Annotated in this window: 17 protein-coding genes; 6 read left to right on the forward strand and 11 right to left on the reverse strand. The window is 54.2% G+C overall.

Annotated elements, in window-relative coordinates; all coding sequences use genetic code 11:
• Positions 1-121: 121 nt before the first annotated feature.
• From CIK95_RS01220 to gdhA, 8 genes are all read right to left on the reverse strand, one after another.
• Positions 122-1,048, reverse strand: coding sequence for a glutaminase (locus CIK95_RS01220; protein ID WP_094420999.1), 927 nt, complete (start codon positions 1,046-1,048; stop codon positions 122-124).
• A 106-nt stretch (positions 1,049-1,154) separates the two neighbouring features.
• Entirely contained in the window at positions 1,155-1,637 is a 483-nt protein-coding gene (ispF, locus tag CIK95_RS01225) for a 2-C-methyl-D-erythritol 2,4-cyclodiphosphate synthase (RefSeq protein ID WP_094420997.1), read from the reverse strand.
• A 19-nt stretch (positions 1,638-1,656) separates the two neighbouring features.
• Positions 1,657-2,832 (reverse strand): type IX secretion system outer membrane channel protein PorV, encoded by a 1,176-nt coding sequence (gene porV, locus CIK95_RS01230; protein WP_094386681.1) that lies wholly within the window; start codon positions 2,830-2,832, stop codon positions 1,657-1,659.
• A 45-nt stretch (positions 2,833-2,877) separates the two neighbouring features.
• Positions 2,878-6,354, reverse strand: a complete 3,477-nt coding sequence (porU, locus tag CIK95_RS01235; RefSeq protein WP_254046382.1) for a type IX secretion system sortase PorU — start codon at positions 6,352-6,354, stop codon at positions 2,878-2,880.
• A gap of 79 nt (positions 6,355-6,433) precedes the next feature.
• On the reverse strand, positions 6,434-7,051 hold the full coding sequence (locus tag CIK95_RS01240; protein ID WP_022309713.1) for a fumarylacetoacetate hydrolase family protein: 618 nt from the start codon (positions 7,049-7,051) through the stop codon (positions 6,434-6,436).
• 110 nt (positions 7,052-7,161) lie between these two features.
• Positions 7,162-8,502 (reverse strand): ATP-binding protein, encoded by a 1,341-nt coding sequence (locus CIK95_RS01245; protein ID WP_094386684.1) that lies wholly within the window; start codon positions 8,500-8,502, stop codon positions 7,162-7,164.
• Between the two features lie 268 nt (positions 8,503-8,770).
• Complete coding sequence (locus tag CIK95_RS01255) at positions 8,771-9,370, reverse strand: septal ring lytic transglycosylase RlpA family protein (protein WP_022309714.1); 600 nt, start codon at positions 9,368-9,370, stop codon at positions 8,771-8,773.
• A 121-nt stretch (positions 9,371-9,491) separates the two neighbouring features.
• Complete coding sequence (gdhA, locus tag CIK95_RS01260) at positions 9,492-10,829, reverse strand: NADP-specific glutamate dehydrogenase (protein ID WP_022309715.1); 1,338 nt, start codon at positions 10,827-10,829, stop codon at positions 9,492-9,494.
• 280 nt (positions 10,830-11,109) lie between these two features.
• Here gdhA and CIK95_RS01265 point away from each other — a divergent pair, with 280 nt between their 5' ends.
• Entirely contained in the window at positions 11,110-14,067 is a 2,958-nt protein-coding gene (locus tag CIK95_RS01265) for a PEP/pyruvate-binding domain-containing protein (protein ID WP_094466048.1), read from the forward strand.
• Positions 14,068-14,269: 202 nt separating this feature from the next.
• Here the strand turns inward: CIK95_RS01265 and CIK95_RS12650 are convergent, their stop codons facing one another.
• Positions 14,270-14,764, reverse strand: coding sequence for a hypothetical protein (locus tag CIK95_RS12650; protein WP_144007672.1), 495 nt, complete (start codon positions 14,762-14,764; stop codon positions 14,270-14,272).
• Positions 14,765-15,460: 696 nt separating this feature from the next.
• Between CIK95_RS12650 and CIK95_RS01275 the strand changes: the two genes are divergently transcribed.
• Both CIK95_RS01275 and CIK95_RS01285 read left to right on the forward strand, forming a co-directional pair.
• A complete protein-coding gene (locus tag CIK95_RS01275) occupies positions 15,461-16,750 on the forward strand; it encodes an ATP-binding protein (RefSeq protein ID WP_022310313.1) in 1,290 nt (429 codons plus the stop codon).
• A gap of 333 nt (positions 16,751-17,083) precedes the next feature.
• Positions 17,084-18,373, forward strand: coding sequence for an ATP-binding protein (locus tag CIK95_RS01285; RefSeq protein WP_022310314.1), 1,290 nt, complete (start codon positions 17,084-17,086; stop codon positions 18,371-18,373).
• Between the two features lie 9 nt (positions 18,374-18,382).
• Here the strand turns inward: CIK95_RS01285 and CIK95_RS01290 are convergent, their stop codons facing one another.
• The gene (locus tag CIK95_RS01290; protein WP_094386690.1) at positions 18,383-18,661 is read right to left on the reverse strand and encodes a hypothetical protein; all 279 of its coding nucleotides are present in this window, start codon (positions 18,659-18,661) and stop codon (positions 18,383-18,385) included.
• Between the two features lie 912 nt (positions 18,662-19,573).
• A complete protein-coding gene (locus tag CIK95_RS01300; protein ID WP_094466051.1) occupies positions 19,574-20,452 on the reverse strand; it encodes an OmpA family protein in 879 nt (292 codons plus the stop codon).
• Positions 20,453-20,652: 200 nt separating this feature from the next.
• Here CIK95_RS01300 and CIK95_RS01305 point away from each other — a divergent pair, with 200 nt between their 5' ends.
• The 3 genes from CIK95_RS01305 (at position 20,653) to CIK95_RS01315 (ending at position 23,457) form a co-directional block, all read left to right on the forward strand.
• Entirely contained in the window at positions 20,653-21,549 is an 897-nt protein-coding gene (locus tag CIK95_RS01305; protein WP_144007673.1) for a hypothetical protein, read from the forward strand.
• 177 nt (positions 21,550-21,726) lie between these two features.
• Positions 21,727-22,617: a DMT family transporter gene (locus tag CIK95_RS01310; RefSeq protein ID WP_094386694.1), complete on the forward strand. Its 891-nt coding sequence runs from the start codon at positions 21,727-21,729 to the stop codon at positions 22,615-22,617.
• A 36-nt stretch (positions 22,618-22,653) separates the two neighbouring features.
• Entirely contained in the window at positions 22,654-23,457 is an 804-nt protein-coding gene (locus CIK95_RS01315) for a ThiF family adenylyltransferase (RefSeq protein WP_094466052.1), read from the forward strand.
• Positions 23,458-23,630: the final 173 nt, after the last annotated feature.

The following is a 23,630-nucleotide window of genomic DNA, read 5'->3' on the forward strand; positions in this document are numbered from 1 at the left end:
CCGCCACGGCTTTTTGTGTTTATGTCATCCCCTTATAGACGCAATAAATGGTGGATAAAAACGTGCAATAGAGCCCACCCAAGCAACAGGACAATGGAATGAAATGGGTAAGTGGATATTATCAGAAGATAGACTCGCTGGTCTCGGTGGTAAACCGCTCGAGCGCCTTGATGCCCATGATGGAATTGCCGTGCTTGTTGAGTCGCGGACTCCAAACGGCGATGGAATAGCGCGAGGGATAGACTGCCACGATGCCGCCACCTACACCGCTCTTGCCAGGCAGTCCCACGAGGAAGGAAAACTCGCCCGCCTCATCGTAGAAGCCACAGGTCTGCATGATGGCGTTGATGCGCTTCACGCCCGACGCACTCAACTTCACGCCGGCGTGGTCGAAGGGCTCATCGCTCTTGGCAAAGGCGACAAAGGCTCGAGCCAGGTCGCGGCAGTTCATCTCCACAGAACATATCATGCTATAGAACCGCAGCACCTCGTCGACGGGGTTGTGCAGGTTGACATAATGCTTGAGCAGATAGGCGATGGAAGCGTTGAGATAGGCGGTCTCGTACTCCGACTCTGCTACCTCCATCGAATAGTCGACCGTGACATTGCCACTAAGCTGGCGCACAAACTGGATGAAGAACTCCTGGGCATCGTCGAGATGAGACAGCAGCACATCGGCCACCACCAGAGCGCCGGCATTGATAAAGGGATTGCGTGGGCGGCCATGCTCGTACTCGAGCTGCACCAATGAGTTGAAAGGCGTGCCCGACGGCTCTTTTCCTAAACGCATCCACAGGTTCTCTCCCTCAAGGCTCAGCGCTATAGCAAGCGAGAAAACCTTGGCTATACTCTGAATGGAAAAACAGGTGTCGTAGTCGCCATACATGCAATCGTCGCCGCCGAGGACGCTCAGATAGATGCCAAACTTGTCGGGGTCTACACTGGCGAGCGCGGGGATGTAATCGGCCTGTCGTCCCAGTTGGGCATAAGGCTGTATCTCGCGGCAAATATTCTCTATAATCTCTTGGTAATTTCTGTCGTGTATCATGTCGTTGATGGTGGTTAATAGTATGGGGATGCCTACGCTTCATGACGGGCCGCGGGAGGCATCCCTCTTGATGGTTATGGATGGTAAAATGGATGGAGAAAGCGGGTTATGCCTTCTCGATGAGCACCACGGCGTAGGCGCTGATGCCCTCTTCTCGGCCGGTGAAGCCCAGTCGCTCGGTGGTGGTGGCCTTGATGGAGACGTCGTCCTCGTCGATGCCCATGACATGGGCGAGACATGCCTTCATCGCGGGCACATGCGGATTGATTTTGGGCCGCTCGGCGCAGACGGTGGCGTCGACATTGCCCACACGGTAGCCGCGGGTGGCAATAAGGTCGATGGTCTTGGCAAGCAGTATCTTGCTGTCTACGTTGAGTGTCTCTGCCGAGGTGTCGGGGAAATGATAGCCGATATCGCGCATATTGGCTGCACCTAAGAGGGCGTCGCAGATGGCATGGATGAGCACGTCGGCATCGCTATGGCCCAGCAATCCCATGGTGTGGGGAATACGGATACCACCGAGCCACAGTTCGCGGTCGGGCACCAGCCGGTGGACGTCGAAGCCCATGCCTACTCTAATCTTTGTCATAATATATAATAAGGTGGAATTAGCGACGGCGGAAGATGTCCTTGATGCCGTCCATATCAAAACTCAGGGTGAAGCGCATCGTCTGGTCAAGCGGATTGGTCTTGGCGGTGGCGATGACATAACCGGCGTCGAGCGAGAAGACCTTCATGCGGAAGCCGGCGCCCACGGTGAAGTACTTGCGGTTGCCCTTGTTCTCGCTCTCGTGGTGATAACCGGCACGGAGGAAGAACTTGTCGTTATACTCGTACTCTGCGCCCACGCTCCAGTTGATTTCCTCCAACTCTTCCTTAAATCCGTTGGGTGCATCGGTGAAGCTCTTGAAGATACCGCTGATGGACGACACGTTCCAGTATTCGTCCTCCATGCGCTGCTTGTACTGCTCTTCGTCCTCGCCCTCCCGCTGCTTGGGGTAGGTAGGCACGAGCAGCTTGTTGGCATCGGCGGCGAAGGTGATGCGATTGTACTCGTCGATGGGCACCTTGAGCGAGGCTCCGAGGCGCAGGTTGGTGGGGATGAAGAAGCTGTGGTTGTCGCCACCGAAATTGATTTTGCTACCGATGTTGGAGATATTCAGTCCCAAGCCCAACTGGCACTCGCGCTGGCCCAGATTGATGTAGTTCTGGTAGTATGCGGCGATGTCGGCGGCAAAGGCTGAACCGGGCTGGGTGTCTTCATTGAAGTCAAAGGTAAGGTCGGAGTAAATCCATCTCACGCCGGCGGCGATAGAGAAGGTCTCGCTGAGCATGAGCGAATAGGCCACATCGAGCGACATCTCATAGGGGTTGATGGTCATGGCATTGTCATCGGTGTGACCGTCCATGAAGACCTCGCCCATGGAGAAGTAGCGCATAGAGGCTGACACGGCACTGTAGTCGCCTATGCGGTAGTAGCCGGCGAGATAGGCCACATCCATATCGTTGACCAGCTGTCGCAGCCAGGGGGTATAGTTGAGCGCCACTCCGGCACGCGAAATGGCAAAGGGGTACTTGGCGGGGTTCCAGTATTGGGAGTTGACATCGGCATCGGTAGCCACACCCACATCGCCCATTCCGGCTGCACGTGCGTCGGGGGCTATCGTCTGCGAGGTCACCGAAGTGTTGACGGGATTGAACATATCTTTCTTGTCCTGGGCCTGCACCGTGGCAGCAACCATGACAAGGAGTATGGCGAAAATGATAGATGTGAGCTTGTTCATTATACTTCTACTATTGTTATGCTATAGGATAACGGAGACTACCGCCTAATTATTGCCCAAGACGATAAGTTTCTTTGCTTTGGATGTTTTCTTGCTGCCATCAGAGCCGGCACGCACGCGGTAGAGATAGACTCCCGTCTGGAGGCGTCCGCCGGTGTCGAGCGTCAGGTCCCAGTCTACGGTATAGGCTCCCGTGGCGGGCACCCCGTTCTCGGAGTGGGTCCAGAGGAGACGTCCACTCATGTCGAAGACTTCGATGTCGATGTCCATGGGACTGCCTGTGCGGTCGTGGTTGATGATAAAGGTGGTATAGGTGGTAGCAGGGTTCTTGCTCAGACCCACGCTGAAGATATTGGGCTCGAGTCCGCGCACCACGGTGAAATCGAGACGGGCGGTAGAAGCATTGTTGAGCACATCCCAAGCCCGGAAGACGAGGGTGTGCTTGCCCTCGGTGAGTTCGGGTATATTATAATAGGTGGTGCCACGGGTATAGGTACCAAAGTCGAAGGCGAAGTTGTCGTTGAGGGTGTAGGTCTTTGCCATGTCGCCGTCGATGACGAGCTGCAGGTCGTGGCCGATGCCGCTGCCGGTGGCGTTGATGCCGTCTTCATCAGTGATCTCTGCCACGAAGTAGGGCGTGGTGTTGACCTTGCCTCCGTTGACAAACTGGGGCGAGTTGAGATAGCAGTAGATGGATGGGCCTATGGAGTCGGTGGTCACCTCGCCTCCGGCTACGGTGAAGCGGTCGAAGGCGCCGTGGGCCTCGCGCTGGCGGGCATTGTCTACGGCGTAGAGGTTGATGAGCCCAGTTCCGTCGGAGTAGGATATGTCTTTGGGCACGGCAAAGGTGAGGGCAAAGCGACCGGCCCTGACGCTGTCGGAACCATGGTAGATGACGCGTTTGCGGTCATAATAGGTGAAGGCTTCCTCGGCCTCAGCCTGATTGTTCTGCTTGCAGGTCACCAGTTCGCGCACATCGCGCACGGTGGCTGTCACCACTCCGTCGAAGTCTTGTGCCTGCTCGATGTGGCCGGATATGCGCGCCACCTTACCCACCTGCAGACGGGCGTCGGCGGTCACGGATACACCGTTGATGCTGTCGATGACAGCGGTCATGGTGGGCAGATTGAGCGTCATGGCGGGGTCGCCGAGGAGGGTAAACTGCAACTTGTTGACGGTGACATCCTGTCCGGTGGTCACCATCTCGTTCTTGGCCAGACGCTGCGCCTCGCCGAGGGTGGTGGGGCGTCCGTCGGTCACGGTGAGCACGTGGCGCAGGTAAGCCATATTGAGCGGACGGTTGTAGAGGGTCTGCACGGTGCGCGTGGTACCCCAGAAGGCTACGGCTCCGCCCTTGGCATTGCATACGGCGGTCTCGCCTATCGTGGGCTCGACACCGTCGAAGGCCATGATGTCGCACGATGCCGTAATCCACAGGGGCAGATTGGCGTTGCGCGCCTGTTCAAAGTCGTTGATGGTCACCACCCGCTCATGCGACAACTGCTCGGCGCGGCCGTGGCCGCTGTAGTCCATGATGAGCGCACCGGCAGCCATCTGCTGCTTCACATCCTGCGAAGCACCGGGATAGGCGTGGCCGGTGGCCGACGACTCGCGCTGGTATGCGTCCCACATCACCTTCTTGATATGATAGCCAGGATGGAGCGCAGCCACCTGCTCGGCAGCCATGTCGACATCCTTCATGTGGATATTCTGGTTGCCGTCGTCTCCCATAAACATGAGCACGTTCTGCCATGCGCCGGCATTGCCGTTGGTCATGTAGGCCTCTATCTTGTCTACCACGCCCTTGGCTGCCTCGGCTGTGGTCACGGGTATGCGTCCCACAGCAATATCCTCCTTGTCGCGGGCGATATCGGTGCCTTCGCCATCGTCCATCAGCGTGAAGAAACCGTCGTTCACGTAGCAGTAGAGCTCGCTGAAAGAGTTCTCACTCTCGTAACACAGCAGATAGTCGTCGGCACTGAGACGGCGGGTGTCGCTGATGAGCATGCGGTTGTCCCACACGGCGTCGCCGAAGAGTAGCAGATAGCGCGGCATATCGCTTTCGGTCTCGGCGCGGTCGTAGAGCATCTTGAGGTAATGGCGGTAGGCGCTGGCATCGGGCGTTCCGCTGGAGAACTCGTTGAAGAGCTCGTCGGCAGGAACGATGGTCACGCGCATGCCGTCGCGCTGCTCATGGAGGCGCTTGATGCGCTCGGCCTGGGCAAGCAGCTTCTGACTGGTGGGGATAATGATGACCATGTCGGCAGGACCGTCGGCATGGTGGTTCTGGTTGGTAATGTTGTAGACGTAATCGGGGACGGGGATATTGCCCGTCAGGCTGGGAGCCGGACGCGGTGAGTCGAAAGCCATCGAGATATAGTCGAGACGCACCGTCGAACTGCCGATGGTCTTGATGACGAGTTTGGCGTCGGAGGCATAACGGCCTATGCGGTAGGTGGCTGTCGCCGACGCTCCCTTGTCATAGCTCTGGGGCATGATGCTGATGGTGCCCAGCAGCGAGTCGGCCAGGAATACATCCACACGGCTTTCCCCACCAGCCGACACGGCTACGGTTATACGGGCTGTCTGCTGCGAACCGCTGAAGGCAGGCAGACTGTAGGCGTAGGAAGAGTTGAAGGCGATGGGGGTATTCTCATAGAGGTTGCGGCCGCCATGATACCAGGCGTAGTTGTCGGTCTCGTGGAGCCAGTGGTAATCGTGGGGCGAGGGATAGATGCTGCTTACAAACTGGGCGGAATCGATGGGCGTCACAGCCTCATCGGTCTGGGTGATGAAGTAGTAGCCATACTGCGAATAGGGATTGCGGGTGCGCACAGTGGCATCGTTGGCGCTCCAGCTCACGGGGCCTTGGGCGTAGAAGAGGCGCTTGCCGCCGACCTGGCAGATGGGCACCTCGCGCAAATCATCATGGGCTTGCAGACTGGCACCCGTCAGCTTCTCGTCGATGAGGGCGCCGCCCATGCCATAGACATGCACACGCGAAAGATCGGTAAATCCGGCACGGCGGATGAGCGACTCGGTAATCTGGTAGACTCCGCTCTCGCTCACGCGTATCTTCGCCCATCGTCCTTGGGCCAGCACGGAGTTGGCGGCATAGCGCTCGCCCACAGGGACCACTGCCGCACGCTGGCGGCGACGGGCGGCACGACTGAGGGGGCGCGACTGCACATCGAGCATGAAACTGACAAGCAGCTGGTGACGGCCTCCGCGGAAGACCACGGGGCAGAAAGCGACCTCCAGGCTGGCCTGGCGGCGCGAGGTGACGATGTGCTGGGTGATAAGGGGGCTTGCGCCGGGCCGGACATCATGGGTGGCAAGCCGGTAGCGGGCTACGTCGGCAGCCGTCATGTCGATATATTCGGGATAGGCTATGCTGACGGTATAGACACTGTCGGCATAATCGCCCGAGAGGGGTATGGCGCAGGCAAAGGTGGGGGCCACGCTGTCTATCTTGACCTGCTGGGCGGTCAAATTATAAAACTTCTGCGCCCGGGTTGTCATAGCCGACGCAAGAAGTATCATGATTAATATGTATCTGACTGATTTCAGATGGCTGATGGTTTTATGTTTCAATATCGTCTCACTTACAGTTAAACTCGAGCACCTTGCGCTCTTCGACATAACCTTCCAGATGGTCATCGATATGCACGGGACCCACGCCGGCAGGAGTACCGGTGAAGATTACGTCGCCTGTCTTCAGGGTGAAATACTGGCTGATGTAGGCCACTATCTCGTCGATGCCGAAGACCATGTCGGCGGTGCAGCCTTCCTGCACGGTCTGTCCATTGATATCGAGGTGGAACCGCAGGGCCTGCACATCGAGAAACTTGTCCTTGCCGACCCACTCGCCGATAGCTGCGGCACCGTCGAAGCTCTTGCTGAGGTCCCAGGGCAGACCCTTCTCGCGCAGCTGCTGCTGCACATCGCGGGCGGTGAAGTCGATACCCACCGTCACGGCATCATAGTAGCGATGGGCGAAACGCTGGGGAATGTTCTTGCCCAACCTGCAGATGCGTATCACCAACTCGGCCTCATAGTCTATGCGTCCCATGAAGTCGGGAACGAAGAAGGGTTTGCCCGACTTGAGCAGCGACGAGTCGGCCTTGGTGAACAACACTGGGGCCTCTGTCTTATATAACGCACCATCCAACTCTTTATTGTGTTGGATGTAGTTCATTCCGATACCAAATATCTTCATTGTCGTTTTCTTAATGTTTCTTCCGATAAAGTTCAGTTCCAATCTGTTGCAAAGTTACAAAAAAAGATGTAACCACACGACACAAAAAGACTGAATGTAATGCTGTTTTTTCAGCGATTGGACACCTCTTCCAGGATGTCATGGATACGCCCGATGAGATAGAATGGCAGATTGACGAGTCTGAATGTCTTGCCTTTGGGCGTATTGACCCTGTCTACGGAATAAGGTTTGGACCATATCCTTACAGCCACATCGTGGTCGCAACTGTCCATAAACACCTGGAGCGAACGCAGATGCGAGTTGGAACCGCTCTTGACCTCTATGGGATAAAGCCGCGACTCGTGGTTAATGACAAAGTCGACCTCGGCACCATTGTTGACCTTGGCCCAGAAGGCTCTGCGCTGCCCCACACGGTCGTCGAGCGACAGCAGTTCCTGTGCCGTCACCTGCTCGGCTATGTGTCCGCGCCAGGAGTCAACCATATCAGTCGAACCGATAATCTCACGGCGTATACCGGCTTGATAATTGACCAGCCCGGTATCAAACCATATCAGTTTGGGCATCCTCCGCGTCTCTGGAACCAAAGGCAGCTGGGTCGAAGACACCGGATAGACCAACTCAAGGAGCATGGCCTTCTCAAGGAGACGAAAGGCTTCGCCCACCTCACGCGATTTATACCCCGAGTTGGCAAAGTTGCCGAGCGTAATGGTCTCGCCGGCCGACGCCCAACCATACGAGAGGATAAACCTCACGGTGTCTGTTAGCTTGTTACCTGCCACATATTTCTCTGCATCATCCTTGTAGGCTTGCACCAGTGTCTCATAGACATCTTCAAGGGCAACAATATCACGTGTTTCTGCATATTGCTTCACTGCCTCAGGCATTCCGCCAACGATGGCGAAAAGGTTGAACCAATGCATCATCTGCTCATGAAACGCCACGGTCATCTCTGGCTTTTCTCTCAATAAGGCCAGCAGATTGTGCTTGCCCGTTGCACCCAGAAACTCGTAGAACGAGCAGGGCCGCAAGGCAAGATACTGCACCCGCCCTACCGGAAAACTCACCTTTACATCAATGAGATTTTCGAGCAGACTGCCAGCGGCTATGACATGGAGGTCGGGGCGCCGCTCGTAGAAATATCTGAGCAGCCCGATGGTCTTAGGCGAATTCTGGATTTCATCGATGAATATGAGGGTATTGCCAGGGGTTCTCGCCTTGCCCTGACTGGCAAAGAGCATGTCAACCAAATCGTCAAGGGGAATTGCCATCTCAAACATCCTGACATTCTCGGCCATCTCCATGTTGAAATAGAGATAGTTGTCAAACTGCTTGCCAAATTGGTTGACAACCGTTGTCTTGCCCACTTGCCTTGCACCTCTTAATATTAATGGCTTGCGCCGGCTTGAGGTTTTCCATTGCTCCAGCTTAGCCAATATCTGCCGTTCAAACATAATGAATTATCTTGACTTGGTGCAAAGATATGGAATTTTCTTGAGTTCCAGAAACTTTCAGACAAATTTGTTACAAATCATGGGCAACAAACTGCTATTTTTGTCGCAAATCAGGGGCAACAGGACTTTACTTTTGTTGCAAATCATGGGCAACAACGCGGTATTCTTGTCGCAAATCAAGGGCAAGAGGGCTATCATTGGGACGACGGACACAACCTCCGGAGCCTGAACAATGGCCTCGGCGGCGACTCTGACCAGTGGAAACGGGTCAGAACATCTCTTCGCTCTTCTTCTTGATGGTCTTGAAGATATTGGACCACGCGTTGCCCTCTTCCTTCTTGTCCTCGGCGTTGCGGTCTTTCTGCTGCGAGTTGTTCGACTTGCGGGAAGCGTGCTTCTTGGTAGCGTGGGGCTTGGCGGTGTGTTTTCTCTTGGTCTTCGTTGTGGGCATATCGCTCTGCTTCATACGCTCGGCCCACTCGCCGGTAAAACTGTAACCTGCCTCGGTTATCTCGAAGTCTATCTCTGGCATATTGATACCCTCGGCAGGACGATAGGGAATCTCGCTGCCGTTGTAACGCTCCACCCTCACGGTGCATACGCCCTTGGCAAGGATGTCGAGCTCCTTGGCAGCACGCCACGACAGGTCGATGATACGCCCACGGGCAAAGGGGCCACGGTCGGTGACCTTGACCACTACCGACTTGTTGTTAGAGAGATTGGTTACCTTGAGCAGGGTGCCGAAGGGATAGGTGCGATGGGCGCAGGTGAGACTGTCGTGATGCAGTCTGTCGCCGCTGGCAGTACGCGCGCCGGTGGCGCGTTTGGAATAAAAAGTAGCCTTACCCCTCTGCGTCTGTGCCAGCATAGGGGTAAAGCTCAAGAGTGATAAGATTGCAATAATTACTCTTCGTATTTGTTTCATAAGTTATGTAGCAACCGCGTGTTGCCGGCTTCGTTGCCGACAACCGCGGTCTGTGCATTGTCGCTTACACTACGCCCTGGGCCAGCATAGCCTTGGCTACCTTCATGAAGCCGGCGATATTGGCACCCTTGACATAGTTGATGTAGCCATCGGGCTCAGTGCCATACTTGGCACACTGGTCGTGGATGGAGCTCATGATGTAGTGGAGCTTCTCGTCGACCTCGTCCTTGCTCCAGTGCAGGCGTATAGAGTTCTGAGTCATCTCCAGACCCGATGTTGCCACGCCACCAGCGTTGACAGCCTTGCCGGGAGCGAAGAGCTGCTTGGCAGCCACAAACTTCTCGACAGCCTCAGCCGTACAACCCATGTTGCTCACCTCAGCCACACACAATGGGTGGTTGGCGAGAATCATGTCGGCGTCGTCGCCATTGAGCTCGTTCTGGGTAGCACAGGTCAGATAGATGTCGGCCTTTACCTCCCATGGCTTCTTGCCTGCCACGAATGTAGCCTCGGGATAAACCTCAGCATAGGGCTGGCAGATGTCGTTGCCGCTGGAGCGGAGCTCGAGCATATATTCTATCTTGTCGCCGCTGACGCCTTCTGGGTCGTGGATATAACCGTCAGGTCCACTGATGGTAATCACCTTGGCACCAAGCTGGGTAGCCTTCTTGGCAGCACCCCAAGCCACGTTGCCGAAGCCAGAGATAGCCACTGTCTTGCCGGCGATATCAAGGCCCTTGTCCTTCATCATGTGGTTGACGAAATAGAGCGCGCCGAAACCGGTAGCCTCGGGACGGAGGATAGAACCGCCCCACTCTATGCCTTTACCGGTAAGCACACCTTCGTAGCGATGAGTGAGCTTCTTGTACTGGCCAAAGAGATAGCCAATCTCACGACCGCCTACGCCGATGTCGCCTGCAGGAACGTCCTCATCAGGACCGATATAGCGATAGAGCTCGTCCATGAACGCCTGGCAGAAACGCATGATTTCGGCATCACTGCGACCGCGGGGAGAGAAGTCTGAACCACCCTTGGCGCCACCCATAGGCAGCGTGGTGAGCGCGTTCTTGAATGTCTGCTCGAAGCCCAGGAACTTCATAATAGAAAGGTTGACAGAGGGATGGAATCGCAGACCGCCCTTGTACGGGCCGATGGCGCCGTTGAACTGTACGCGATAACCTATATTGACATGCACCTCGCCATTGTCATCTACCCATGGCACACGGAACATGTGTACACGCTCGGGCTCTACGATGCGCTCGACGATTTTGGCCTTTTCAAACTCAGGATGCTGGTTGTAGACGTCCTTAATAGACTCCAACACTTCGCTCACTGCCTGAAGGAACTCTGACTCACCAGGATGCTTGCGCTCCAGGTCTTGCATGATTTTCTGTACTTCCATAGTGGTATTTCTTTAAGTAATTGAGATTTACAGATTGTTTATTACTATGGCAAAAGTAGTGTATTTGAAGCAAACAAACAAGAAAAAACGCATTTATTTTACTCTCCCCACTTACTTTTCGACATATGCCAGGCCGGCGGGACGGCAGACCGCGACGACCGCCATGATGCAAATTAAAACAAAAAGAATGAATAATGCCACAAAAAGCAAAATTATCTTGACGCAAAGCATACTAAAAAAGTTTTTTGATATACCTTTGCATAATATAAATATGTGTATTATGGAATCGAAGATACCTGCCCAATGGGAGAAGTTCTATCTCAAAGACGTGAGCTTTGTCAATCTGATGATGCGACGCATCTACAATGTGCTCATCGTCGCCAACCCCTACGACGCCTTCATGCTCGAAGACGACGGACGCATCGAGGAGAAAATCTACAATGAATATATGCTGCTGGGACTGCGCTATCCGCCTACATTCACTCAGGTGAGCACCACCGAGGAGGCCGAGAAGATGCTGCACACCACCAACATAGACCTGGTGATATGTATGCCCGGCAACGCCGACAACGACGCCTTCGCCGTGGCCCGCGCCATCAAGCACAAGTTTCCCCACATGCACTGCATAGTGCTCACTCCGTTCTCGCATGGCATCACCAAGCGCATGCAGCACGAAGACCTGTCTATCTTCGACTACGTATTCTGCTGGCTGGGCAATACCAACCTCATACTCTCGATCATCAAACTGATAGAGGACAAGATGAATCTGGACCACGACATCCACGAGGCGGGTGTGCAGATGATTCTGGTGGTCGAAGACAGCATAAGGTTCTACAGTTCGATACTCCCCAACCTTTATAATTATATACTGCTGCAGAGCCAGCGCTTCTCGACCGAGGCGCTCAACCGCCATGCCGCCACCATGCGTATGCGCGGACGACCCAAGGTGGTGCTCGCGCGCACCTATGAAGAGGCAATGGCCATGTACGAACGCTATAGCGACAATGTGTTGGGCGTCATCAGCGACGCCCGCTTCCCCATCCACGGCGAGAAGGACCCCGAAGCCGGCATCAAGCTCTTCCGCGAGATACGCAGCCGTAACGAGTATGTGCCGCTCATCATGGAGAGCTCCGAGAGCAGCAACCGCGCCAAGGCCGAAGCCGAGGGATTCAGATTTGTCGACAAGAACTCCAAGAAGATGAGCCTCGACCTGCGCCGGCTGATGGAAGAGCACATGGGATTTGGCGATTTCGTCTTCCGCGACCCGCGCAGCCACGAGGAGATACTGCGTATACACAGTCTGAAGGAGCTTCAGGACAACATCTTCAAGATTCCCAACGACTCCATGCTCTACCACATCAGCCGCAACCACATGAGCCGCTGGCTCTCGGCGCGCGCCATCTTCCCCGTGTCGGCGTTCCTCAAGGATGTGACATGGAACAAGCTGCAGGATGTCGATGCCCACCGACAGATTATCTACGATGCCATCGTCCAGTACCGACACCTGAAAAACCAGGGCGTGGTGGCAGTGTTCGACCGCAAGAAGTTCGACCGCTTCAGCCACTTCGCACGCATCGGCGAAGGCTCGCTCGGCGGCAAGGGCCGTGGCCTGGCTTTTCTGGACAACATCATCAAGCGCCACCCCGACTTCAACCAGTTTGCCGGCGTCAGCGTGCAGATACCCAAGACCGTGGTGCTCTGCACCGATGTCTTCGACCGGTTTATGGAGCAGAACAACCTCTACCAGATAGCCCTCAGCGACGCCTCTGACGAAGAGATACTCCAGCACTTCCTCCAGGCGCAGCTGCCCGATGAGTTCATCGCCGACTTCTATGCTTTCTTCGAAGCCATACAGAGCCCTATAGCCATACGCTCATCATCGCTGCTCGAAGACGCACACTATCAGCCCTTCGCCGGCATCTACTCGACCTACATGATACCCTATCTCGCCGACAAGTATGCCATGCTGCAGATGCTGGCGTGTGCCATCAAGGGCGTATATGCCTCGGTATTCTACCGCGACTCCAAGGCATACATGACCGCCACGAGCAACGTGATAGACCAGGAGAAGATGGCGGTGATACTGCAGGAGGTGGTGGGCCACCAGTATGGCAACCGCTTCTACCCCAACTTCTCGGGTGTGCTGCGGTCTATCAACTACTACCCCATCGGCGACGAACAGGCCGACGAGGGTATCGCCTCGCTCGCGCTGGGTCTGGGCAAGTATATCGTAGATGGAGGACAGACGCTGCGCGTTTCGCCCTATCATCCGCATCAGGTATTGCAGACGAGCGAGATGGAGACTGCGCTGCGCGAGACACAAACCCAGTTCTATGCGCTCGACATGCAACACGTGGGCGAAGACTTCAAGGTCGACGATGGGTTCAACATCCTCAAACTCCGTGTCAAGGACGCCGAGGCCGACCATGCGCTCAACTTCATCGCGTCGACCTACGACCCTTACGACCAGGTGATACGCGACGGACTCTACGACGGCGGACGCAAGATAATCTCCTTTGCCGGAGTGCTGCAGCAAGATGTGTTCCCCCTGCCCCAACTGCTGCAGATGACCATGCGCTATGGAGCGGCAGAGATGAGACGCCCCATAGAGGTGGAGTTTGCCTGCAACCTCAACGCCGACCGCACAGGCAGCTTCTTCCTCCTGCAGATAAGGCCCATCGTAGACAGCAAGCAGATGCTTGACGAAGACATCTGCGCCATCAGCGACGACCGCTGCCTGCTGCGCTCCCACAACTCGCTGGGCCACGGCGCCAGCGAAGAGGTGACCGATGTGGTCTATGTCAAGACCGACGACCAGTTTACAGCCATCAACACCCCCGCCATAGCCTGTGAGATAGAGCGCATCAACCGCCGCTTCCTCGATGAAGGCCGTGGATACGTGCTCATAGGGCCCGGACGGTGGGGCTCGAGCGACCCTTGGCTGGGCGTGCCGGTCAAGTGGCCTCACATCAGCGCCGCTCAGGTCATCGTCGAGGTCGAACTCAAGAACTACCGGGTGGACCCCAGCCAGGGCACACACTTCTTCCAGAACCTCACCAGCTTTGGCGTGGGCTACTTCACCATCGACACCAACACCGACAACGGCATCTACCGCAAGGAGGTGCTCGACGCGATGCCCGCGGTCGAAGAGACTCAATTTGTAAGGCACGTGAGATTTGACAAACCGCTCAAAATACTCATGGATGGCAAGAAACAGGAGGGTGTAGTGTTGATTTAAGTCAATAATTATAGTTTTTAGCAAAAAAAGAGGTAATTTATTTGCAGATATGATAAAAACCTTATACCTTTGCATCGTGTTTTTCATGGTATTAGATTTAAGGTTAACAAAGATTGGGACTCAGCGGAGTCCCTTTTTTATTTTTACCCCATCCCGAAGCACCGTTTCCCACCCTCACCGACCACGATAAGAATTGCCAAGGTTAGCCCCGAGCACGGCATAGAAGCCCCAGCCCATTGGGAAGGGTTTGGAGAGGGGTCTCCAATAAGCAGTTGTTTTTGTACCGGCGAAAGCCGGACTTTTTGAACGGCCAAAGGCCGCTTTTTTTACCGTCGCGGAGGATGGCGTCATGCCGTGCATGACGGTGGGGATGGTGGAGGCGACACGGAGGAAAACTCGTTTTTTGACAGTCGGCACCGACATCACCACCAAGGCGAAGCCGCCATCCGCCGCCACGGCTTTTTGTATTTATTTCATCACCATCATAGGCGCAATAAACAATAGGGAAAAAGCCAAAGAGAAGCCCCACCCCACCAGCAGGCCCCATCCCAGCCTTCTCAAATGGGAAGGCGAACCACATAACCACCTTAAACTCAGCAAGAAGGAGCTCCCGCCCCTTGGGAGGACACTGAAAAAGTCCCCTTTTTTTATGACCAAAACGGAAAATGCTTACGATTTGTAACTTCTCTTTCTGCAAATCGCCTAAATAAGGCTAAAATAGATAGATAATAAAGGGTAAAACAGCTATTTCTCCGTCATCAACTTTCAATTTGATAGTGGGTTTTAGTTTTTCAGTGCCCTCCCTTGGGGAGAGCATGGGGAGGGGCCTCCAATAAGCAGCAGCAACTCTGTAGGAGTTGCGTTTCCCCAGCCCAGGGTTGCGGGCGAAGCACGCTACCCTGGGTAAGCATCCCCCACTAACCTGGCAACTCTGTAGGAGTTGCGATTAGCCGTAGGCGTTACCCGCAGCAGGACAATGGAATAAAATGCGTAGGTGGATATTATCAGATTGAGCATTACGCCTACGGCTACGCGCAACACCTTACCTTCCCGCACCGCAAAGCGCCGCGCCGGTGACCTTCGGTGCGACATCCTATACCTTATTATATATATAGCGACGAGACAAACCGAAAGGGCAAACCCGAGGATGGCTATTGTGAGGCCATCGGCAGGGGCCATGAGCAAGAAGACAACCCATCTGCTGCTGACAATGGCTTGCTTGACTTAAAATATCTTAATTACCAGCGTGTTTTTCATCATTTATTTGGCAGTATGTGTCGAAAAGTGTAGCTTTGCGATGGCATTATGTGTCAGAAAGTGTTGGTTTTCGCCCAAAACATGTGTCGAAAAGTGTAAACATCTGACCATTTCATGTGTCGAAAAGTGTAAAGCGATGAAGAGGAAGATATACAAAGAGCTTGTAGACTGGAAAAACAGAGAGCAGCACAAGCCCCTGATACTAAATGGGGTCAGACAATGTGGGAAGACTTATATCCTGAAGGAATTCGGAAGGAACGAGTTCGACAATCTGGCCTACATCAGTTGCGACCGAAATGAGAGCCTGCACGCCATCTATGCAGGTGACTTTGACACGGCGCGTATCATAAGAGGATTAAGCGCGCTTACCGGCGTGGATATTATCCCTGGAAAGACTCTTATATTCTTGGATGAGGTGCAAGCATTTCCACAGGCCCTGGAGGCTTTGAAGTATTTCTGCGAAGATGCCCCCGAATATCATATCGTGGTGGCTGGCTCATTGTTGGGCGTAGCCCTGCATGCAGGCATCTCCTTTCCCGTAGGCAAGGTTCAGTCGATGCGACTGTTTCCTATGGACTTTGAGGAATTCCTCATGGCAATGGGAGAAGACCAGCTGCTCTGTCTGATGCACAACAAGGACTATGGGGTGATGAACGCGCTCCACGAGAAGCTGAAAGACTATCTGCGTCAATACTATTATGTTGGCGGAATGCCAGAGGTCGTAAAGACGTATGTGGACAACAGGCTGCCAAACCAGGTGCGCACTATTCAGAACGAAATTCTATCCAATTATGCCAGCGATTTTTCCAAGCACGCCCCGGCACAGGAGGTGCCTCGCATAGACATGGTATGGCAGTCCATACTGGGACAGCTATCCAAAGAGAACAAGAAGTTTGTCTATGGTGTGTTAAAGAAGGGCGGCAGGGCTAAGGAATTTGAACTGGCGATACAATGGCTGATGGATGCCGGCTTGGTATATAAGACAACCAGGGTGACAAAGCCCGAACTGCCGCTGAAGTTTTATGAAGACCTGTCGGCTTTCAAGCTATTTCTCTGCGATTGCGGACTGATGGGGGCTATGGCAGACACCACAGCAAAGGATGTGCTGCTTGGCGACAACGTGTTTACGGAATACAAGGGCGCCTTCACCGAACAGTATGTTCTCCAGCAGTTGCTCGCATTGGGCATCAGCCACATCTACTATTACAGCTCTGACACCTCTCGTATGGAGATGGACTTTCTCGTTCAGCGCGATGGCGCTCTGCTGCCCATAGAGGTAAAGGGAGGCACAAGCATCAAGTCAACCTCGCTGCACAATTACCTGATGGAGCATCGGGAAATATCTGCCATACGCTATTCCATGCTGCCCTACCGCCAGCAGGAGAATATCACCAACATGCCGCTATACAGCGTTTTCCTGCAATAGAGTATCGGTCAAGCCGAGTGCCTCATCAACCGTTTCTTGATGTCCCGCAGCTTGACCGATAATCATTGTTTGTCAACTCCGCTATAGTGTCTGCCCAAAGCACACCCTCCAAGCACATCTTCCCCTCATTGCCCGAGCCCCATACCCTTCCGCCTGCTACACCCAGTATCACAACAATACGCCAAAAACAGCTGGCGAGGCTCTCTGGCCCAGCCAAAGAGTACAATAATCAGCCCAAACTTCCACTTTTTCGGGAGGAAATGAGCAAAATTCAAAATATAATTTATAACTTTGCCACAAAAGTTCAAAGTGACAATTTGAAAAAGTGGCATTATGATAAATAAGGATATACTTAAGCAGGTTTTGGCATCCAACCAAAAAGACATTGAGAACTACAAGATAGTTCCGCGTACATTGCCAGGCGACGATTTCCCATGTCGCGTGTTTGTCGGTGTACGCCGTGCCGGAAAATCGTTTATGCTGTACCAGAAGATGCAACAGACGCTGGCATCGGGACAAAGTTGGGCAACAATGCTTTACCTGAACTTTGAAGACGACCGCCTTGCGCAGTTCGATAGAAGCGACTTCGAGCTGATATTGGAGGCACACGCAGAAATGTATGGGCAACGCCCAATGCTTTTCTTGGATGAAATCCAGAATATAGAAGGCTGGGAAAAGTTTGCCCGCCGTTTGGCAGATGCCAAGTATGCCGTATGGCTGACCGGCAGCAATGCCAAGATGTTATCTTCAGAGGTTATGACCACCTTGGGAGGTCGATACTTGGCAACGGAAGTATATCCATACAGCTTTCAGGAGCTTCTGAAAATACAGGATATCCCTTACGATAAGATATCACAAATGGCTACAGAGTCGCGGGCAAAGATACTCCGGGCGTGGAATGAATATCTCTTATGGGGAGGACTTCCCGAATCTGTCGGACTTACCGTGAAACGCAACTATCTTAGCAGTACGTTCCAGAAAATATATCTCGGTGATATTGCAAGCCGTAACAAGATAGCCAACCCCAACCTTTTGCGCCTCATGGTCAAGAAACTGGCTGAGAATGTTGGCCAACCCGTGTCATACAATCGCCTGGCCAATGTTCTTTCCACCGTAAGCGGAAGGATATCAATGCCTACGGTCAGCAAGTATATCGAATACAGCGAGGCCGCATGGCTCTTGTTGCGCCTACGAAATGTTTCTGCACCATTCACAGAAAAAGAAACGTCCTGCAAGTACTACTTCATCGACAACGGAGTGCTTGACCTCTTTTTGCTCGATGGAGAGACCATGCTGCTTGAAAACATCGTTGCCCTGGCGCTTTTCCATAAGTACGGACATGATGCCGACAACGAGCGAGTGTTCTTCTATAATGACAAGGTGGAGGTCGACTTCTACATCCCCGAAGATGCCACTGCCATCCAGGTTTCGTATAGTATCACCCAGTCTACCTCTACCTATGAGCGCGAGGTCAATGCCTTGAAAAAGATCCCTGGCGCATTGTCTTGCAAGCGTCGATTGATATTGACAAATGACGAGTCCGACAGCATTGAGGACCAATATGGCACCATTGAGGTACTCCCTGTGTGGAAATGGCTGTTGCTACAGGGAAGAAACGAATGAATAACCACCTCAAACACAGCAGGAATGAGCTCCCGCACCTTGAGGAGGGTTTGGGGAGGGGCTTCTATCCGCAGCTGTTTTTCTACCGGCGAAAGCCGGACTTTTTGAACGGCCAAAGGCCGCTTTTTTTACCGTCGCGGCGGATGGCGTCATGCCGCGCATGACGGTGGGGATGGTGGCGTCGACACGCAGGAAAACCCGTTTTCCGACAGTCGGCACCGACATCACCGCCAAGGCGAAGCCGCCATCCTCCGCCACGGCTTTTTGTATCAATTCCATCACTCTCATAGGCGCAATCAAAGTAGAAAAACACATGATTGAACCCACACAATCAGCAGCCACTAAGAGCCGAAGGTCACCAGCGCGACGCCGTGAGAAGTGGAAAGGCAAATATCACCGCTTGGCACCACCTTCTCATTACATCCACCCGCAGACCAACCACCCCCAGCCTTACAGCACCTTACCCCATCGCAATCATCATCAAGCAGAGAGCCCACCAACATCTCGTTGATGGGTTCTTCTTATGCCTGACCGTTTGTGTTTCCATCGCATTAGAAAGAGAGTTCAATTGTGGCAAACTGTCTATAAGCGCTACTTATAGCCTTTGCCCATAGGTAATCACATAGAGTTGCTGTGTGTTTTTCATGCTCATACTTATGCAGGTCGCGGTCAACAAGGCCATGGCTGCCTACCCCGTAAGACAGGCAGCCCATTGGGGTTACCCCATCCATTAATAAGGTACTGACGGTCTATAAATCATCACCTTTATGATAGTCCATATGATGACCGCTGCGCAAGCACCCAGAGGTACAAAAAAGAAAATCTTCAACCATAAAGGCATTGGATAGTACGTGCCAGGATTTACGATTCCGCTCTCCCACATGTCATACTCGAACCAGGTGTCGTCATTCAGACGACGATAATACTTTCTTCCCATAGTAATACGTTTAATTTAAGTTGTTTTGATAAAAGTTTCCGTCATTCTCTTTTCTTCTTTTCGTTCGTCTTTACATCGTCCGTCGGCAGGAACCTGTCCTGCGGGTATCCTCTTGAATACATGTGCAAAGGTAGGGTAAATCTACGGATTTTCCAATTTGATTATACGTATAAAAAAATAACATCCACAAAAAAACTCACCCTAACCTATCCGCGCAGGGATGGTTAGGGTGAGTTTCCTGTATGTTTCTATGTTCTCCCGACTTACTTCTCGCTCTCAGGCGCCTTGTCGATGAGGTCCATAAACTGGTCGAGCTTCGGAGTGATGATAATCTGGGTGCGGCGGTTGCGCTGCTTGCCCACCTCGGTGTCATTGCTGGCCACGGGGTTATACTCTCCACGACCACCGGCAGTAAGACGCTTGGGCGCTACACCAAATCTGTTCTGCAAATACTGTACCACTGATGATGCGCGAAGGGCAGAGAGGTCCCAGTTGTTGCGGATGTTCTTCATCGAAGCAGCCTTGGTGTTCACAGGCACGTTGTCGGTGTTACCCTCGATCAGCACGTCATAGTCCTTGTAGTCCATGATGATTTTAGCTATCTTGCTCAGAGTCTCCTCGGCACGCTCGCTGATTTCATACGAACCGCTCTTGTAGAGCATATTGTCGGCGAGCGAGATATATACCACTCCCTTGAGCACCTGCACATCCACCTCCTTGAGCTCTTCCTTGCTCAGCGAGCGGGTCAGATTGTTGGTGAGCACCATATTGAGCGAGTCGCTCTTGCTCTTCACCTCTACCAGGTGACGGATATACTGGTTGCTCTCATTGATCTGGTCCACCAACTTAGAGATGTTCACGCTGTTGGCACTGGTATTGGCCAGACTCTTGTCCAGACTCTGCTGCAGAGCCTTGTAGGCCTTCTGCTGCTCTGCCAGCTGGTCGCTGAGACTTGCCACGCGAGCCTGGGCGGCGGCCAACTGCTCCTTGGTGTTCTGGTAGCTGCCGGTCAACTCTCTGTTCTCTGTCTGGCAGTTCTTCAGTTCTGCCTGACAACTCTCTAAATTCTTTTTGCTGACACAACCTGTCATCAACAGGGCTCCAAGGGCGAGCGTCAGCACGGTTGTTTTACTTCTGTTCATCTTAATTATCACGATATTATTCCACAAAGTTATTAAATCTTACATATATGACGCAAGAAAAGCACCTTTTGTATAACCCTTTAATGATATTTAACCATAAACAGCCCAAAAATCTGCATTTCCCATGTCACAATCACCACTTTCATACGTTATTACCATAACCGACAACATTGAAACAACCACTATATATAATAAGGTATATGAAAAGATTATCCGTTTTGCTATGCACATCGTTGGCATGGCTCATGGCAGCCGCCCAGACCGGCAGAGACACCACCATCATTGTCAACCAGCAGCGCATCGTGGTCACCACCCATAAGGGCGAGACCCACGTGGCTGTCTACGACTCCACCGACAACCAGCTCCTGAAGACCCGCGAGACCGTCTTCGCCAACCAGCAGGAGGTAGAGCGCGTCTATGTCACCTCGCCCTTCCTCCCCTCGACCTATACCAGGGCCGCCGCCCTGGCGCCCATACTCCCCACAGTGTGGTATGCCTACACATCGACCAACAGCAAGATAGGTTCCGACGCCAACAGTTCATCCGGACTCCACACCCGTGGCTCCGGATCTTCCGAGGTGGGCGTCACCATCTTCGAGGGCATCACGCCGCTCACCGACCGTGGCCGATGGGGCCAGCTGGGCTTCTCCATGGGCGCCCAGACCTACTACACATGGATGCACTTCCAGCCCGGCGCGCTGCTCCAGGGCGAGGGCAGCCACGTCAGCTTCACCCCCGCAGCCTCGGCGGCTTCCACCAACAGGCTCTCCTATGGCGGCGTGCGCATACCACTCATGCTGTCGTGGCAGATAGCCCCGGACAACATGGCGTCGCAGATTGCCATAGGCATCTCTGCCGACATGCGCACCCGAGGCAAGTACCGCTTCACACCGGCAGACATGGGCGACCCCATCGAGCGCAATGTCAGACTCAAGCCCTTCGGCCTCAACCTCGAGACAGTCGTCTGCTTCGGACCCCTCGCCATCACCGGACGCGTAGGACTCCTCCCCCTCTTCCAGACCACTACGGGCAAGAAGGCATACACCTCGTCCATCGGCATCGGCATCAATATGGGACAGCTCTTCCGCCGTCGCTGACCCTCTGCCCCAGTCCGCTCCAAGGAGAGGCTATGCACCCTGGCACTATCGCCACCGGCTGCACGGCCTCTTCTTTTTGCTGCTGTCCGGCAGCCGATGATGACAAAAAATGCTAACGCCAGTATTTTTCACACCCTTTTGTTTTGCAGTGCTGGCTAATTGCAGTACCTTTGCGATATGAAAAGCAAGAAGTTACAAGGCCACATGGCCGTCATGACCGCCAATATCATCTTCGGATTTGGCGTACCCGTCACCGCTCTGTTGCTCAAGGAGTGGGTTTCTCCCATGGTCTATATGCTTACGCGCTGCGTGGGCGCCGCAGCCATATTCTGGCTCATCTCGCTCTTCCTGCCCTCCGAGCATGTCGAGCGCCGCGACCTCGTCGTAATCTGCTGTGGCGGACTGTTAGGATTTGTCATTTCACAGACGCTGGCAGCCTGGGCACTGGTCTTCACCTCGCCCGTCTATTTCTCTATCATCGCCAGCCTCACCCCCGTAGCCACCATGCTCATGGCGGCTCTCTTCATCGGCGAGCGCATCAATTTCACCCGCAGCATCGCCGTCATCCTCGCCACCGCGGGCGCCCTGCTCATGATTTTCACCCACTGGCACGGAGGCACCGGACGCCACGATCTCCTGGGCATCAGCTTCGGTATGCTCAGCCTGATTACCTGGGCCATCTACCTGCTCATCACCCGTCAGGTCAGCGCGCGCTACTCTGCCGTCACCCAGATGAAGTGGATTTTCCTTGCCTCGTCGATAGCCGTGCTGCCCATAGCCTGGGGCGAACTCGACACCCAGAAGCTCTACTCCGCCGCCTGGCAGTGGGACGGTGTGGCTGAGATGGCGTTCATCGTGGTCTTCGCCACCGTAGCCGGCTACGTGGCCATACCCTTCGCCATGCGCTACATCCGAGCCACCAGCGTGAGCATCTACACCAACCTCCAGCCCATCGTGGCATCGGTCGTAGCCATACTCATCCACCAGGACATCCTCACATGGGACAAGCCCGTCGCGCTCATCCTCGTGCTGCTCAGCGCCTGGCTGGTCACCCGGACTGAACGATAGGCCGTCCGCCCCACCACCGTTGTCAACCCATTCATCATGTATACAGACAATCCTATCTTCGACCGTGCGCGACTGCTCATGGGCGACGACGTGATGCAGACCATCGCCAGCCGCCGCGTCATCATCTTCGGCGTCGGAGGCGTGGGCAGCTGGGTAGCCGAGTGTCTCATACGCTCGGGCATACGCCACCTCACCATCGTCGACTCCGACCGCATCTGCGCCTCCAATGTCAACCGCCAGCTCATGGCGACCTCCCTCACCGTGGGCGAGGTCAAGGTCGACGCGCTGCGCCGCCATCTGCTCGAAATCAGTCCCGATGCCGACATCCTGGCGCTGCAGAAGATTTATTCTGCCGACACCGCCGACGATTTCGCCCTCGACACCTACGACTACATCATCGACGCCATAGACAGCCTCAAGGACAAGGCGCTGCTCATGCTCCGCGCCTGCGAGACCCGTGCCACCCTGTTCTCGTCTATGGGCGCAGCCCTCAAGATGGACCCCACGCTCATACGCGTGGCTGAGTTCTGGAAGGTGCGCGGCTGTCCGCTCGGCGCCGCCCTCCGCAAGAAGTTCAAGCACATGCACTGCCGCCCCGCCCGCAAGTTCATGTGCGTCTACGGCGAGCAGGTGCTCGACAATCGGGGCGCCCATCAGGTCGCCGCCGGCACCATGCCCGTCACCCAAGAGCCCGCCCCCGGCGACCCCACGCTCGCCCACCACGACTGGAACGCCAGCAAGGCCCAAATCAACGGCTCAATGGTCCACATCACCGCCATCTTCGGCTTCACCATCGGTGGTTTGGTGCTCAACGACATCTACACCAAGGCATTGGCATAGAAGCCCCATCCAAAGCCCCATCCAAAGCCCCATCCCAGCCTTCCCCTTGGGAGGGCACTGAAAAAGTCCCCTTTTTTTATGACCAAAACGGAAAATGCTTACGATTTGTAACTTCTCTTTCTGCAAATCGCCTAAAATAAGGCTAAAATAGACAGATAATAAAGGGTAAAACA

Origin of the sequence: Prevotella sp. P5-108 (genome assembly GCF_002251385.1) — a bacterium.
Taxonomy (GTDB): Bacteria; Bacteroidota; Bacteroidia; order Bacteroidales; family Bacteroidaceae; genus Prevotella.